Raw genomic sequence first — 16,289 nt, forward strand, 5'->3', positions numbered from 1 at the left:
GGCTACCTAACTTTCGTTATGAAAATTTATGCTGTGTTTGGATATGGATATGTCTGAAAGGAATTTATGATTCTGAGTGCAAGCTTATATCATGTATAGCTGAATTATGCGCATTGCACCCGGCAATAAAACCTATTACACACGCAAATCATTTTCGTCGCTGATTTTAAAATTAAAAACAAAACTGAGATTACGTCATGTATCAATATAATTACGCTGACCAGACTTTGGTAGAGGAACGAGTTGCCCAGTTTCGCGACCAAACTGAGCGATTTTTGGCAGGTGAGCTGCCAGAAGAGCAGTTTTTGCCACTGCGACTGCAAAACGGCCTTTACATCCAGCGTTATGCGCCAATGTTGCGTATTGCCATTCCTTATGGCTTACTTGCCAGCTATCAATTGCGAAAATTGGCTGAGATTACTCGCAAGTATGACAAAGGCTATGGGCACTTCACGACCCGTACCAATATTCAGTTGAACTGGCCAAAACTAGAAGACGTGCCAGATATCCTAGCTGAATTGGCATCGGTACAGATGCATGCCATCCAAACCTCAGGCAACTGTATCCGTAATACCACAACGGATCCGTACGCTGGTATTCATAAAGAAGAGATTGCTGACCCACGTCCTTACTGTGAGATTATCCGTCAGTGGTCAACCTTCCACCCTGAGTTTGCTTTTTTGCCGCGTAAATTTAAGATTGCTGTGATCGGTACCAATGATGACCGCGCAGCAACGCAAGTACACGATGTCGGTTTACACGTAAAAACCAATGATGACGGTGAGATTGGTTTTGAAGTATTGGTTGGTGGCGGTCTTGGACGTATTCCTGTCCTTGGTAAAGTTATCAATAAATTCTTGCCACGTCAGCATTTGCTGAGCTATTTAGATGCTATCTTGCGTGTCTATAACTTGCATGGCCGCCGTGACAAAGGCAGCAAATACAGATCACGTATCAAAATTTTGGTCGAAAGCATGGGCGGTCCAGCGTTTGCTAAATTGGTCAATGCTGAATGGGAAGCCCACACCAAAGATGGCCCACTTACCTTGACTGATGAGAACTTTGCAACAGCGACTGGTTTCTTTAGTGAGCCTGACTATGCATCGTTCGACGCACTACAAGTACAGTCTGAGCTACAACAGCAACTAAACGCTGATAAAGACTTTGCCAATTGGTATAACCAAAACACCGTAGCGCATAAAGTAGCAGGTTATCGTGCAGTCGTAATCTCGCTTAAAGCGGGCTTGGTTGATGGTAAATACGTACCATCTGGTGATGTCAGTGACTCGCAAATGGATGCACTAGCTGATTTGTCTGATAAATACAGCTTTGGTGAGCTGCGTGGTACGTATCAACAGAACTTAGTATTCGCTGACGTACAGACCAACCATCTTTATGAGTTATGGCAGCAGCTATCTGACCTACATTTAGCACGCGCAAACATCAATACCCTAACAGATATGATTGTCTGCCCAGGTTGGGATTATTGCTCGCTTGCCAATGCAACGACGCATAACATCGCTGAGCAAATCGAAAAGCAATTCGATGATCTTGATTATCTGTATGATTTAGGTGAGATTCGTCTGAACATGTCTGGCTGTATCAATGCCTGTGCGCATCATCATACAGGCGATATCGGTATCTTGGGTGTTGATAAAAAAGGTGAACATTGGTACCAGATCAGTCTTGGCGGTAACTCTAGCGATGATGCCAAACTTGGCAAAATCTTAGGCAAATCCGTCCCTGCTCTTGAGGTCGCCAGCACCATACAGCAGATCGTTGATGTGTACGTGGACTTACGTGCCAGCACAGACAATGACGTCGAGAGTTTCGGTCAATTGGTTGAGCGCGTTGGTATTGATCCATTTAAGGAGAAGGTCTATGGCTAATCATCATATTTTGGACAATCATGGCGTAGACATTAGTAGCCAAGACACCTGGCATGTACTCACTACGAATGATCTGCCTGAAAGTATCGTATCGACTAATATCACGTTGCTTGAGCTACTACAAAAGCAAGAAAAGCCTGATGTGATCGTACCGCTTACTGACCTATTAGACGAGTCAGGCGCGCAGGCTGGTGGTCTGATTAAAGAGGTTTATGAGCTGATCGTACAGCACAGTAGCCGACTTGGATTATGGGTTACCGCCGATACAGATGCTGATGCACTAGAAGGCATTAGTGAATTACTATCAGCGCAGGCATTGATTGTTATTGATGTGCCTAAGTTCGCTGATGGTCGTCACTTTAGTTTTGCACGCACCCTGCGCCAAATCGGCTATACAGGTGAGATTCGTGTTGCTGGTGCGTTTGGCCGTGATCAAATTGCTTATATGTTACGTGTGGGCGTTGATAGCTTTGTATTGAGTGAGCATGACCTAGAAGCTGATTCTAAATTTGGCATTGAGCAAGCCTTTACAGCGCTTGCTAGCAGCTATGATGGTCGAAGTGCTTCGGATTTACCGATGTTTGCATCATCAGAGCCATCGGTCGCATAGTTGTCGTATTAACTACAAAACTTTATATTCATCACTGATAATTTTATATTAATAACCATTAAGGAACGTATTATGAGCCAACTACACCCAAACCTAGATATTGACCAAGCCAACCAAGACTTGCAAGGTAAATCACCTGAGCAAATCGTTGAGTGGGCACTGACTCAAGCAAAAAATCCAATTATCACCACCAACTTCCGTCCATACGAGTCAGCGATTTTGCATTTGGTTGCTAAGCAGCGTCCTGATATCACAGTATTGTGGGTAGACTCAGGCTACAACACAGATGCAACCTACCAATTTGCTAACAAATTGATCCGTGACCTTGATTTGAATGTTGTGACCTATATCCCAAAACAAACGGCTGCCCACCGTGACGCGACCATGAACGGTATCCCAGGTATCGATAACCCTCAGCATGACGAGTTCACTGAGCAAGTTAAACTTGAGCCATTCCGCCGTGCACTAGATGAGCTAAAGCCTGATGTCTGGTTTAACGCGATTCGTAAAGACCAAACTGAGTTCCGTCAAGGTCTCGACGTGCTTAGCTTGTCAAAAGACGGTGTATTAAAAGTAGCCCCATTGTTTGAAAAAACAGATGCTGACTTAGATGTCTACTTAGAAGATAACAACCTACCAAACGAGCATGACTACTTTGACCCAACGAAAGTAGAAGAAAGCCGTGAGTGTGGTTTGCATACTCAGCTATAGTAAGCTGCTTGCTGTAGCGATTGTTTGTTGAACAATGGCTACAGCTATATCAATAAAAAATCCCGCTTGGCTCTATGAGAACCAAGCGGGGTTTTTTTGCCTTAATTTATCAGTTACTTATACTGTCAGCTATTCCTGTTTTTAGATAAAATATGAATTTATATCCCAAAAACGAATATATTAATGCCAATTCACTAGGTGAGAGTATGCCTGTGATACCTCATAATGACGGCATTCCTTATACCTTCTCCACCCTTTATAATAAACAATTAAATATATGGTGACGCTATGAACACCTTCCCGCTATTTTTTAAATTAGAAGGCCGTAAAGTGCTCATCGTGGGCGGCGGCGAAGTGGCACTGCGTAAAGCGGACTTGCTCAGCCGCGCTGGCGCGTGCATTACGATTCTTGCGCCAGATATCAGCCATGAGTTACAAGCTTTGCTAACGGATGATAAACACCAGTTTATCTACGAGAACTATAATAAGCACTATATGTTAGGTGCACGCGTGATTATTGCCGCGACTGACGATGAAACGCTGAACCATGAGATTCACGCAGATGCAACTGAGCTAAATATCCCAGTCAATGTGGTCGATACGCCGCCATTGTGCGATTTTATCTTTCCAGCCATCATTGATCGTAACCCCATTGTGATTGGGATTTCATCAAATGGTAAAGCGCCGGTATTGGCACGGCTATTACGAGCACGCCTTGAAACCTTAATCCCTCAAGGTTATGGCAAATTGGCTAAGCTGGCTGGTGATTTTCGCAGTGAAGTAAAAGCCAAAATACCGACGCTCACTGGCCGTCGTCAGTTTTGGGAGCGCGCGTTTGAAGGTCAGGTCAGTCAGCTCATGTTTGCAGGTAACGAGACGGAAGCTATTGCCCAATTACAAGCTGATTTAGACAGTGCTGCCGCTGCTATTCATCATAAAAACCACTCTGATACCCCAGTAAATACAACGCCTACGCTATCGGATGATTCAGACAAAAAAACACCTCCCGTGGGTGAAGTCTATATCGTTGGTGCAGGTCCTGGTGATCCGGAGCTATTGACGTTTAAAGCGCTGCGTTTGATGCAGCAAGCAGATATTGTCTATTATGATGCCTTGGTATCGCCACAAGTGCTGGATCTTTGCCGCCGTGATTCTGATAAAGTATTTGTCGGTAAAAAACGCAGTAACCATACGGTCGCTCAGCTTGGCATCAATGAGTTGTTGGTCAATAGCGCCAAAGAAGGTCGCCGTGTGGTTCGTTTAAAAGGTGGTGACCCCTTTATCTTTGGACGTGGCGGCGAAGAGATCGAAAGCTTGCGAGCACATAATATACCCTATCAAGTTGTACCGGGTATTACTGCAGCTAATGCCGCTGCTAGCTATGCTGGTATTCCCTTAACTCACCGTGATCATTCACAATCCGTGCGTTTTGTGACAGGGTTCTTGAAGGCTGGCGCACCCAACAGCAACTTCAAAAATTTCTTGAATACGGATGAAACCGTCGTGTTTTATATGGGTTTGCATTCGCTGGCACGTTTGACTGAAGGCTTAGTTGACGCTGGCCGTAGTAGTGATACTCCCATTGCCATCGTCTCTAATGCCAGCATGCCCAATCAGCAAGTACTGACAGGTACGCTTGCAACGATTGTTGCCAAACAAGAGGACGCTCAGCTGCCCACGCCTGCCCTATTGATCATGGGAGATGTGGTTAGTCTGCATCATGATTTGGCTTGGTATAACTTGCAAAATCAGCAACATAGTGATGCTTTGGCTAAGAATTGGCTGCGCGGAGGAGTCACAGGCGAAGCTACTAAACAGCCTATAGACCAGCAAGCACATGCACTATCGATGGTAGCAAACCTCGCGATGCAGCAAGAGGATGGACCCGAGCAACTGATTATTGATTAGCCTTTCCTTACTATGTAAAGCTTATCAGCAAAAAGATTTTTCTTTATAACTATAAAAAACCCTGCCAATCATCTATTGGCAGGGTTTTATTTTGGCAACAGAGAAAATCCCAACGATTCTTGCTAGAATGAAAGCTACCTAACCCCTATTCTGACGTTTAATAATAAGCCGAACTATGCCTCCATCTATTGCTCCTAAATATACCTCTACTAAACCTTTAAAAATATTGCACACGTCTGATTGGCACTTGGGTCGACGTCTATATGGTCGTCTGCGTTATGAAGAGTTCGAGACGTTTTTACAGTGGCTAGAGGTTACCATTAGCACACAGCAAGTAGATATATTGATTGTCGCAGGTGACATCTTTGATACCATGACACCCAGCAATAAAGCCCAAGCGCTATATTATGAGTTTTTGGGTAGGGTCTCGCGCTCGTGCTGTCAGCATGTGGTCATTGTCGCAGGCAATCATGACTCACCGACGTTTTTGGATGCGCCAAGCAATGTACTCAAATTTTTGAACGTCCATGTGATAGGCACAGCTTGTGATGATTTAGAAGATGAAGTACTGGTCTTAGGTGATGATGATAACAATCCTCATTGCATCATCGCCGCTGTACCCTACCTGCGTGATCGTGATGTACGTAGCAGTAGCGCTGGCGAGTCTGCAGATAGCAAAGATGCCAATGTTATCAAAGGTATTCGCGCCCACTATGATGCAGTAGCAAGTATTGCAAAAGGACAGCAGGCAGAATTAATAAAAACTCATCAACGGCATATCCCTATCATTGCCACAGGTCATCTATTTGCAGCAGGCGGCAAAACAACCGGCGACGATGGCGTGCGTGATCTCTATGTTGGCTCACTTGGCAAAATCTCTGCTGATATGTTTGATGAAGGTTTTGATTATGTCGCCCTTGGGCATTTGCACGTGCCGCAGCGCGTTGGTGGCCGTGAGAGTATTCGTTACTCAGGTTCACCTATCGCCATGGGTTTTGGAGAGGCCAAGCAACAAAAACAAGTGCTACTTATACAATTTGGAAATTCTGAATCTTTTGATAATGACAGCTTAAGTCTAAACGTTATCCCTCAGCTTGCCAGCACAGACGCTCCTGTCCAAACCGCAAAAATTGAAAAGCCAATAGAGAAAACAGCTAAAAAAGTAGTTAGCCAAGTAGAGCTGTTCATGGACGATTTGTTTGGTTTTGACGAGCCAATAGAAGATACAGAAGCAGAAAAAATAGTGATTCCCAATGGCACTTCTACTCAGCAAGATCAAAGCAGTCAAACAATACCTGCTAAGACTACCACTGCCAATAAAATGCTGCACCATAATGAGGGCAATCAGATGCAAGTAGTTTCCCTACCCATTCCAAAATTCCAACAGCTGGCGCAGATATCTGGTGACCTGCCTATAATCTCACAAACGATAAAATCGCTCACTCCAGCTGAATCTGTTTGGTTAGAGGTAGTTTATACGGGTGACGAGATTGTGAGTGACTTACGTGAGCAAGTACAAGCGATGGTAGATGGCTTGCCATGTGAGGTGCTAAAAATTAAAAACACCCGCACTTATAATAAAGTGCTTAACCAACAGCAAACCTCTGAAAACTTGCAAGACTTAAATGAGATGGATGTGTTTGAGCGCTGCTTGACGATAAATGATGTGGTTGAGTCACAAAAAGACTCGTTGCGCGATGCCTATGGTCAGATACTCTATAATCTACGTCATGAGGACAAACAGGCGGAATGATATAAGGGATAAATCATAAGCGTACTTCTATTTTCTATCTTTCTAAATTTTCGCAGCTGCTGCTATCACTAATAATAAGACACCTCCATGCGCCTAATCGAACTCAGACTCAAAAACCTCAACTCTCTCAAAGGTGAATGGCATATTGATTTTGCTGATACAGCATTTATCAATGAAGGTATCTTTGCTATCACAGGACAGACTGGCGCTGGCAAGACCACCATATTGGATGCGATTTGTTTGGCGCTATATGGTGAGACACCAAGAATTAATAGTATTAGCAAAAGTAGTAATGAAGTCATGACGCGGCAAACAGCGGAATGCTTCGCTGAAGTCGTGATTGATTTGAATGGCGAGCAGTACCGTTGCCGCTGGGGACAGCGCCGTGCTTACAATAAAGCGGACGGCAATCTGCAAGACGCAACTCATGAAATCGCTCAGATACACGTTGATGATCCCTCAAAAGAGGACGAGCTGCTAGAAAGCACCTTAAAACATACCAAAAACAAAATCATTGAACTGACTCGGATGGATTTTCAGCAGTTCACTCGCTCCATATTGCTCGCTCAAGGCAGTTTTTCAGCATTTTTGAAGGCAAAAGCCGATGAACGCGCCGATATTTTAGAAAAAATTACAGGTACTGATATTTATGCCACTATCTCAGCACATGTCCATGATAAGAAACGCACTGAGGAAGAAATCCTCAACAAGCTACAATACGGTTTAGATGGCTTAGCACTTTTAGATACTGTAGAAGAAAGTCAATTAAGAGCCGAATTGCAGTCATCTCAAAGTGTTCAAAATACGCAGCAGCAAGACATTCAAAATTTGGCAGAAAAAATTAAATGGCTAGATAGTGTTGCAGAAGCAAAAGAAAAACTGAGTAGCTATCAACGCAATCTTGATAGTGCCCAGCAAGCGCAGCAAGATTTCATCCCTAATGCCAAGCGTTTAACTGCCGCCAATATGGCGTTGGAGCTTGATAGTCAGTTTAGCCAGCTGATTCATAGCCGCGACAACCTAAAACGCTTGCAAGATGAGCAGCAGCAGATAAATCAGACATTACCTCAGCAAAAAGACCATCAAAAACAAGCCACCACTCGTCTAGAGTCCGTACAAGTCCGAGTGCAAACGGCTAGCAACGTATTACGGGATACTCTGCCCGATATTGCAAAGGCGCGTAAATTGGATACAGACATTGCGCAGAATAGGTACGCTTTAGAAGAGACTAAACAAAGACAACACGCTTTATCTATGAGCACTCAGCATTTGCGTCAAGAAATAAACGATCATAAAAAGTCAGCTGAACATAATCAAACTCAGTTAGTAGAGGTAGAAGGTTATCTCACAAATAATAACGAGCTTAGCGACATTGACAGCGATATTGCTAATTTTGAGAGTTATTGCAAACATCTAAAGTCATTGCTACAAGACAATGTTGACCTAAACATCAACAAAACTAGCCAGCAAAGCGATATAGAGCAGTATCAAAGCCGTCTTAAGACCTTGCATGAACAGCAAGAGAGGCAAGTAATCGAAGAACAATCGCTGCAAACCAAGACCACAGCATTGCAACAAGAGCAAACCGCTTTAACTGAAGTACAATCTTTATCTGAGATGCGGAATGAACAAGAGCAGATCGATAACCTCAGTCGTCAACTTGAACAAATGGGGCTGAAAGCGGAGCAGCTTAATGAGATTAGTACACATACCAAAAACATAGATATCACGCTACCAGTGATAAAAAACGAGCTAGTAGAATTGATTAACATCATTGATGATACAGTGTCTGCTATCCACGCTGCTAAAGATAAGCGGCAAGACAAACAAACACAGCTGTATCTACTACAAAAAGTAGCCACGCTAGAAAGTCACATTGCCGATTTAAAAGACGGTCAACCCTGCCCCCTATGTGGATCGCTTGAGCATCCTTATCGCACAAATCATCCCCACGTTGTGTCAGATACCGAAGCGGAGCAGATTCAGCAGCATATAACAGATTTAGACACCACCATATCCAATTTGGAAAACCGATTATCTGCGCATCGTATCAGTCAGGCGACCAAACAGCAGCAGCTTGAGCAGCAGCAAGATCAGAAAAAATCGCTACAAGATCAAGCACAAAAACTAGCGGCTGATACCAATCAGTCAATCCGTTTGGTGCTTGATGGAAGCTACTCGCCATTTATCGCGGCAACGATACCGCCATTGCAGCAACGTGAGCCACAGGTAAATATACTACCTCTATTAGAGCGTATTCAGCATCAACTTGTAGCACGTAGAGCGTCCCTAAAAGAGACTCTGCTCAACTATGAAACGCTTGGAGAGAAGCTTGCTACCATACGCGATGACATAAGCGTGCTAGCGCAACAACAGCATAAGCTGGCAAGCGACATTAGTGAGATTGAGACGGATATCAAAATTAAGTCCGCGAGTATAGATAATATTAACAAAGAGGTTCACGATAACTTCTCCAAATTGGTAATTCTCAAGAATGATATCGTACAGTTGTTAACCAAATATACTGCGGGCAGATTTCAGTCAGAGTCGCTAGCACAGATACGTACTTCGCAGCTCACTTTATCCCCTCTGATGGATAGTATTGATAACCAGCTCATACTAAGTGAGGCGGATTGCCATACGCATATCAATACATTTCGTCAGCAGCGTGCAGCATTACTCAGTATAAGAGATGAATTCAATCAATCTAAAGAAACGCAGCACACGCTGACGACAGCACTAGGTCGTCTAGACCTACAGATCGATACCAAACAAACCCAGTTGGATAACAACCAACAGGAGCTTGATAAGCTGGTTAAGCTCGTGACTGAAAAGACAGAGACGCTTGAACAGCTAAAAACGAACAGAGAAGATGTTTTTGCTGATAAAGACCCTGAAGCAGAAGAAAAGCGTTTGCGTGAGTCGTTAGAACAAGCGCAAATTGAGCAAACCTCTGCACAGCGGCAGCTCGATAACTCTGAGCTTGAGCTTAAACAATTGCTTAACAAACAATCTCACGTGACTGAGCAAGTGACTACCGTAATAGGTGCGCTCAATACTCAAGAAGACGCTTTTAAATCAATACTTGCCGCCTCCAATTTCATCAATGAAACGGATTTTGCGAATGCGCGCCTGCCCATTGATGAACGTAATACGCTCAAGCAGCAGCAAGAACGTATTGATTATGCGCTAAAGCAAGCGCAGTCTTTATTAAAAGAAACACAGAAAGCATTGGAAGATAAGCAAGCTAACCCGCTGACAACAGATGACAAAGAGACACTCACTCAACAGCATACTCAAGCACAAGAAGCGTCTAATAAACGCATTGAAGCAATTGGCGCTATTAGTCAGCGACTAAAAGACAATGAGGACAAGAAAAGCACCCAACAGGCACAGATAGAGGCCATCAATGCTCAAAAGGATAAGCTGCAAGTGTGGCAACAACTACACAAATTGATTGGCTCATCCGATGGCAAAAAGTATCGCACCTTTGCACAGGGTTTGACCTTTGACCTCATGGTTAATCATGCCAATACTCAGCTGCAAAAAATGAGTGACCGCTATCTGCTAGCGCGTGATGATGACAGCCCTCTTGAGCTCAATGTCATTGACAACTATCAAGGCGGCGAGATTCGTAGCACCAAAAACCTATCAGGCGGTGAAGGCTTTATTATTAGTCTTGCTCTAGCACTCGGACTATCACAGATGGCCAGTCAAAACATTCGCGTGGACTCGCTATTTTTGGATGAAGGCTTTGGGACATTGGATGAAGAGTCTTTAGATATTGCGCTGGATACGCTGACTAATTTGCAGCAAGAAGGGAAATTAATTGGCGTGATATCCCATGTGCAGGCATTAAAAGATCGTATTTTGACCCAAATCAAAGTAGAAAAGCTCTCAGGTGGATTCAGTCAGATAACAGGACAAGGCTGTCAGCGAATCGCGAGCTAACGTTTTGTTATTGCACGCGTCTCATAAGGCAAAAATAAAAAACCACCGAACATTGCGCTCGGTGGTTTTTTTGAACATACGGCTATTTTGTGTTTAGTGGCTAATCATTCAGCTACTCGTTACTTAGTAGCTGATTATTTGGCGACTAGTTACTTAGTGACTACTTATTTAGTTACTAGGCCACTCAGCTCACTCATCAGTACGGATAGTGTTGAGAGACCAATTTGAGCGTCTGCATCGTCACTATACATATCGTCAAGCTTCTGCATTTCTGTAGTGACCGCTGCCAGTTGGTCAACGTGTCGTGCTCTCCACTCACTAAAGGCTTGCTTGGCATCTGGTTTTGATAGTATTGCATCCATCAGTAGGCGCAAGCTGCGTGACAGCTCATTGACTAGTGCATGACGTGCACGGCGATCCCAGTAGTCTTGCTGTGGTAAATTGGCAATATTGTCCATCATCCAATCTAACTGCAACACTTGATAAGCTTCGAAATACAAAGTTGCGATCTCATCGACAGGACGCTCATATTGCTCAGCAAGCAACGCAGCATCAAGCGCATCGACATGATACGGTAGCATTGCAAATAGCGTAGCATCGTTATCAGACAGCTCTTTTTGCATTAAATGCTTGGTATCTTCTTGCAGATATTGAGCAAATTGCTGCTCGATAAAGCCACTTGGTTTGGTCAGTTTTTCAACACTGTCACTAAAGCGGCTAATCATATCAGCGACTTGCAGATTTTGCCCAAAGGCATTGATAAACCAGACCACACCGCGCTCTAATGAATCACGTAAACGCAGCTCAAGGTTCAACAGCAGTGTTGCATCTACCTGATTATCTAGCGCTTCTAGTGCCTTCCAAGCGCGCGATACATTAAATACATCGCGGCTGATCACATAACCTCGGACGATGGCTGCCAACGATTGATCAGTTTCTTCAAATAGACGGAATAGCGCCTCAATACCTAAGCGGTTGACCACGCTATTGGTCAAGTAAGTACTGATGATCTCACGATGCAAGCGGTGTTCCGTCATCTCATCAAAGAAACGCGAGGCAAGCTCATCTGGGAAGTACTTACGTAGCTCATTAATGAAGTATGGATCATCTGGAAGATCGGACAATAACAGGCTGTCATACACCCACATTTTGCCATATGCCAAGACAACTGCCAGCTCAGGATTGGTCAGTCCACTATCTGTTTTTTGACGTTTTGTAATTTCTTCGTCTGATGGTAGATACTCAATCGCACGATCAAGACGCCCTTCACCCTCTAGCATCTGAATAAAGCGCTGATGATCACTTAAATTAGCAGCGGCTCTGATATGACTTAGCTCAATCGCTTGTGGCTGCAAGTAGTTCTGACGTAACACCAGTTCTGCTACGGTATCCGTCATACTCTCAAGTAACTCATTACGCTGTTTGAGCGTCATATCACCTTGTTCAACTACTTTACCCAGTAGGATTTTGATATTAACTTCATGATCCGAGCAGTTAACGCCGCCTGAGTTATCAATCGCATCGGTATAGACACGACCACCATTTTGGGCATATTCAATGCGGGCTTGCTGAGTAAAGCCTAGGTTGCCGCCTTCGCCAATGACTGCGGCGCCAAGCTCACTACCATTCACACGCAGCACATCATTGGCACGATCACCAACATCTGCATGTGTCTCATTCACGCTTTTTGCATACGTTCCAATACCGCCATTCCATAGCAAGTCCACTGGCGCTTTGAGTAAAGCACTGATCAGCTCATTGGGGGTTAACGTATCAGCACTGATTTCAAAGAGAGACTTCATCTCAGGACTGATCACGATGGTTTTGTCTTGGCGAGAGAAGATACCGCCGCCTTGGCTGATCAATGAGGCTTCATAATCTTCCCATGATGAGCGTGGCAACTCAAACAAGCGTGCGCGCTCAGCATATGAGGCTGCAGTATCTGGATTGGGATCAATAAAAATATGCAGATGGTTAAAGGCAGCAACCAGCTTAGTATGCGTTGATAGCAGCATGCCATTGCCAAATACATCCCCGCTCATATCACCAATACCGACCACAGTGAAATCATCACGGTTTTGAATATCTTTGCCTTGCATACGGAAATGACGTTTGACTGACTCCCAACCACCACGCGCCGTGATACCCATCGCTTTATGGTCATACCCTACTGACCCACCTGATGCAAAGGCATCATCAAGCCAGAAGTTGTACTCTGCTGCTAGCGCGTTGGCGATATCAGAGAATGTCGCAGTGCCTTTGTCCGCAGCAACAACTAAGTATGGATCGTCTTCGTCATGGCGTACCGTGTTGGCTGGCGGGACAATCGTGCCATCAACGATGTTATCTGTGACATCGAGCATACCACGCAAGAATGTCTGATAACAGGCGATACCTTCGGCTTGGAACGCCTCACGACCATCGGCCATACTCTTGGTCTTGACGATGAAGCCACCTTTAGAGCCAACAGGCACGATCACTGCGTTTTTGACCATTTGTGCTTTGACGAGACCCAGTACTTCGGTACGGAAATCTTCCATACGATCTGACCAGCGCAGACCACCACGAGCCACTTTTCCGCCACGTAAATGCACGGCTTCGACGCGCGGTGAGTAGACAAATATCTCAAACATTGGTTTCGGCTTTGGCAGATTTGGAATATCTGCTGCCAAGAACTTAAACGACAAGCGATCTTTGCGCTGACCATCACTATCCGTCTGATAGAAGTTGGTACGTACCATCGCGTTAATCAGGTCTAAGTACCAACGTAAGATACGATCTTCATCTAGGCTATCCACATCTACAAGTGCAGCGGTTATTTGCTCTTGGATTTGCGTAGATTTTGCCTGACGATCGTCTTCACTATGCTTAGGATTCATACGCGCATCGAATAAACTACCTAACGCTACGCTGATATCACTGTTTTTGACTACCGTTTGCTGGATATAGGTACTAGAGAACGGCGCGCGTGCTTGTAACATATAGCGCGACAGTGCACGCAGCAGCACCACATCATAAGTATCAAGCTTAGTAGTTAGTACAAGCTCATTGAATGAATCACTCTCAACACGTCCTGCCCAGATTTGTTTTAGGCTGTCTTCGAACTGACCACGAACGACTTGCATATTGACGGTATCGACATGCTCAAGGGTCAACTCGTACTCTTGCATCCAGATAGGCTGCTCTGGCAAATCAAACTCATATGTCTGTGCTGAGATGACTGACACACCAAAGTTCTCGAGTATCGGTAATACTTTTGACAAGATAACAGGTTGCTCGCGACCATACAGTTTTAGGTGGAGCTGGTTACGTGCATCGCCTGTCGACTGGTATAAATGCCACAGCATCGGGTTCTCTGTAGTCAATCCAGCCAAACGCTTGGTATCCTCGACGGCAGTACGCGCATCAAAACGCTCTTGGTATGCCGCGGGAATATAATCTAAAAAGCGACGACTCAAGGCATTGGCTTGTTGCTCACCGACATTATCGAGTAGCATTTTTTGGTAGTTATCATCCCATGACTGCATGAGTGCTGATAGTTTGGCTTCAAGCGTTGCAATGTTGACGTCATTTACCTGACCGGGCACAGTACGCACATGGACATGTACGCGGGCATGCGCAGATTCATTAAATTCAGTCGTAAACCCTGATGACATGCCGTTGTAGGCATCTTTTAGGACGTTCTGTACCTTAATGCGTAGCTCCGTGTTGAACTTATCACGCGGGATATAGACTAGGCACGACACAAAGCGCTGGTAATGATCGATACGGCTAAATAGACGTAGGCTTTTCTTATCTTGTAATTGACTGATACCAGAGACAATTGGATATAGCTCTTCAACGCTGGCTTGGAACAAGTCATCACGCGGCAAAGTATTGATCACATGCATCATCTTATGGTGAGCATGACCATCACGTGGCAAGTCTGCCATAGCCATAATCTTATTGGCTTTTTCACGCAATAGCGGAATTTGCTGAACTGTCAGCTGATACGCTTGTGACGTTAGCAGACCGATAAAGCGATACTCACCAACCAACTTACCATTATCATCAAATTTATGGATACCCAAAAAGTCCATATATACCGAGCGATGGATCGGTGATACACGACTTGATTTGGACAGCATCAATACGCGTGGTTCAGTCAATAACTGCTTTAGCCCTTTAGGTAGTTGACTAAAGCTCTCTGACAACTTGTCTTGTTCAGAGCCGCGTAACAGACCAAGTCCACTATTGCCAATGGCAAACAGATCTAAATTGGTCGGTTCGCTTACTTCGATTTCGTGACCACCTTCTAAGCGATATTCGCGATAACCTAAGAATATAAAGTGGTCATCTAATATCCAATCCAAGAACGCTTGAATTTCTTGCTGTGAATAAAACACTTCTGGTAATGGTTTGTTAGACAACTCAGCTTTGATGTCATTGAGCTGAGCACGCATTTGTTTCCAGTCACCAACGACCGTATCAAGCGTATCGATTTTAGACAGCAGCATTTGCTGTAGAGCATCCAAGTCTTCATTATCTTGATAAGCGATTTCACAGTGAATCAATGACAAATGAGAGGTTGCACTTTCATGTGCGCCTTCAACATAGGTAATCTGACCATCATCATCACGCTTAACACTAACGATGATGTTGTACGTGCGGTGCACATCGATGCCTTCAGCCTCAAGGCTCATCAAGATGGTATCGACTAAAAACGGTCTATCATATGCGACGATTTGGATCACCGTGTGTGAGCTATGAAAGTGTTGCTCTTCCGCCAATGGGTTAAATACGGCTAGCTGCGGCTTGCTGCAATCATAGGCTTTGAGCAACGTAAAATGATGTAGCGCCATGCCCGCCAAGTCAGCATTGCTAATCGCCTCTGCAGTCTCTTGATGCAGCGGCTGATAGTAGCTATGAATAAAATGATCAAATAGTGATTTGTCTTTTTGTACATAGCCGGTAGCAATATCGCTTATCTGGCTAATGCGCTCTTTTGCGATACTGAGGGAGTTTGGCATTGTCCTTCGTCCTTTTTATAGATTTGGTTTGTCTCTTTATTTATGTTTATCAATCCGTATCAACTGCTTTTATTGCACATCTCTTTTCACAGAATCGTTGTCAAAAATTGCAATATAATGGCAGTGTGTCCAGTCACGTGACTTATTATTTTATAACTTCTACAGATTTTCTCCTTTTTCGTTCTTATTTTTATAAATATGTAGCAATCAGGATGTAATCCTACTATTACAGTGAAGTTTAACGCACCTGCGGCGTTAGCTAAAGCGTACAACATCATTTCATGAATCAGTGATATGTCGATAACCTTTGCTAATGAGACAATGATGACGCAGCCAGTAATATTCAAGATTAAATGCTGGCACGTGGATACTCATAGTAATCAAGACTGTTTTTTTGTTAGAATATGTCGACATATTTACGAGCGTACGACTAGCTCATTATTAACTTAATGCTAAGG

At 44.2% G+C, this 16,289-nt stretch carries 7 protein-coding genes; 6 read left to right on the forward strand and 1 reads right to left on the reverse strand.

The genetic code is table 11. The annotated features are described in order from the left end of the window. The first annotated feature begins 197 nt into the window (after positions 1-197). The 6 genes from AC5JPT_RS03280 (at position 198) to AC5JPT_RS03305 (ending at position 10,822) form a co-directional block, all read left to right on the forward strand. Entirely contained in the window at positions 198-1,889 is a 1,692-nt protein-coding gene (locus AC5JPT_RS03280; protein WP_443526427.1) for a nitrite/sulfite reductase, read from the forward strand. Next, positions 1,882-2,499, forward strand: coding sequence for a DUF934 domain-containing protein (locus AC5JPT_RS03285; protein WP_443526426.1), 618 nt, complete (start codon positions 1,882-1,884; stop codon positions 2,497-2,499). The genes AC5JPT_RS03280 and AC5JPT_RS03285 overlap by 8 nt, the downstream gene beginning before the upstream one ends. 72 nt (positions 2,500-2,571) lie before the next feature. Then, a complete protein-coding gene (locus AC5JPT_RS03290) occupies positions 2,572-3,210 on the forward strand; it encodes a phosphoadenosine phosphosulfate reductase domain-containing protein (protein ID WP_443526424.1) in 639 nt (212 codons plus the stop codon). Positions 3,211-3,498: 288 nt separating this feature from the next. Beyond that, positions 3,499-5,118, forward strand: coding sequence for a siroheme synthase CysG (gene cysG, locus AC5JPT_RS03295; protein WP_443526422.1), 1,620 nt, complete (start codon positions 3,499-3,501; stop codon positions 5,116-5,118). A gap of 175 nt (positions 5,119-5,293) precedes the next feature. Then, positions 5,294-6,871 carry an exonuclease SbcCD subunit D C-terminal domain-containing protein gene (locus AC5JPT_RS03300; protein ID WP_443526421.1) on the forward strand — a complete coding sequence of 526 codons (1,578 nt, stop codon included), beginning with the start codon at positions 5,294-5,296 and terminating at the stop codon, positions 6,869-6,871. Between the two features lie 87 nt (positions 6,872-6,958). Beyond that, the gene (locus AC5JPT_RS03305; RefSeq protein WP_493857100.1) at positions 6,959-10,822 is read left to right on the forward strand and encodes an AAA family ATPase; all 3,864 of its coding nucleotides are present in this window, start codon (positions 6,959-6,961) and stop codon (positions 10,820-10,822) included. A 164-nt stretch (positions 10,823-10,986) separates the two neighbouring features. Here the strand turns inward: AC5JPT_RS03305 and AC5JPT_RS03310 are convergent, their stop codons facing one another. Then, positions 10,987-15,831, reverse strand: coding sequence for an NAD-glutamate dehydrogenase (locus AC5JPT_RS03310; protein ID WP_493857101.1), 4,845 nt, complete (start codon positions 15,829-15,831; stop codon positions 10,987-10,989). Positions 15,832-16,289: the final 458 nt, after the last annotated feature.

The organism is Psychrobacter sp. H26, from assembly GCF_059073035.1.

Bases quoted from the DNA above. Each gene is read 5' to 3' on its own strand.
- AC5JPT_RS03280 (WP_443526427.1), top strand. From the start codon at position 198: ATGTATCAATATAATTACGCTGACCAGACTTTGGTAGAGGAACGAGTT.
- AC5JPT_RS03285 (WP_443526426.1), top strand. From the start codon at position 1,882: ATGGCTAATCATCATATTTTGGACAATCATGGCGTAGACATTAGTAGC.
- AC5JPT_RS03290 (WP_443526424.1), top strand. From the start codon at position 2,572: ATGAGCCAACTACACCCAAACCTAGATATTGACCAAGCCAACCAAGAC.
- cysG (WP_443526422.1), top strand. From the start codon at position 3,499: ATGAACACCTTCCCGCTATTTTTTAAATTAGAAGGCCGTAAAGTGCTC.
- AC5JPT_RS03300 (WP_443526421.1), top strand. From the start codon at position 5,294: ATGCCTCCATCTATTGCTCCTAAATATACCTCTACTAAACCTTTAAAA.
- AC5JPT_RS03305 (WP_493857100.1), top strand. From the start codon at position 6,959: ATGCGCCTAATCGAACTCAGACTCAAAAACCTCAACTCTCTCAAAGGT.
- AC5JPT_RS03310 (WP_493857101.1), bottom strand. From the start codon at position 15,831: ATGCCAAACTCCCTCAGTATCGCAAAAGAGCGCATTAGCCAGATAAGC.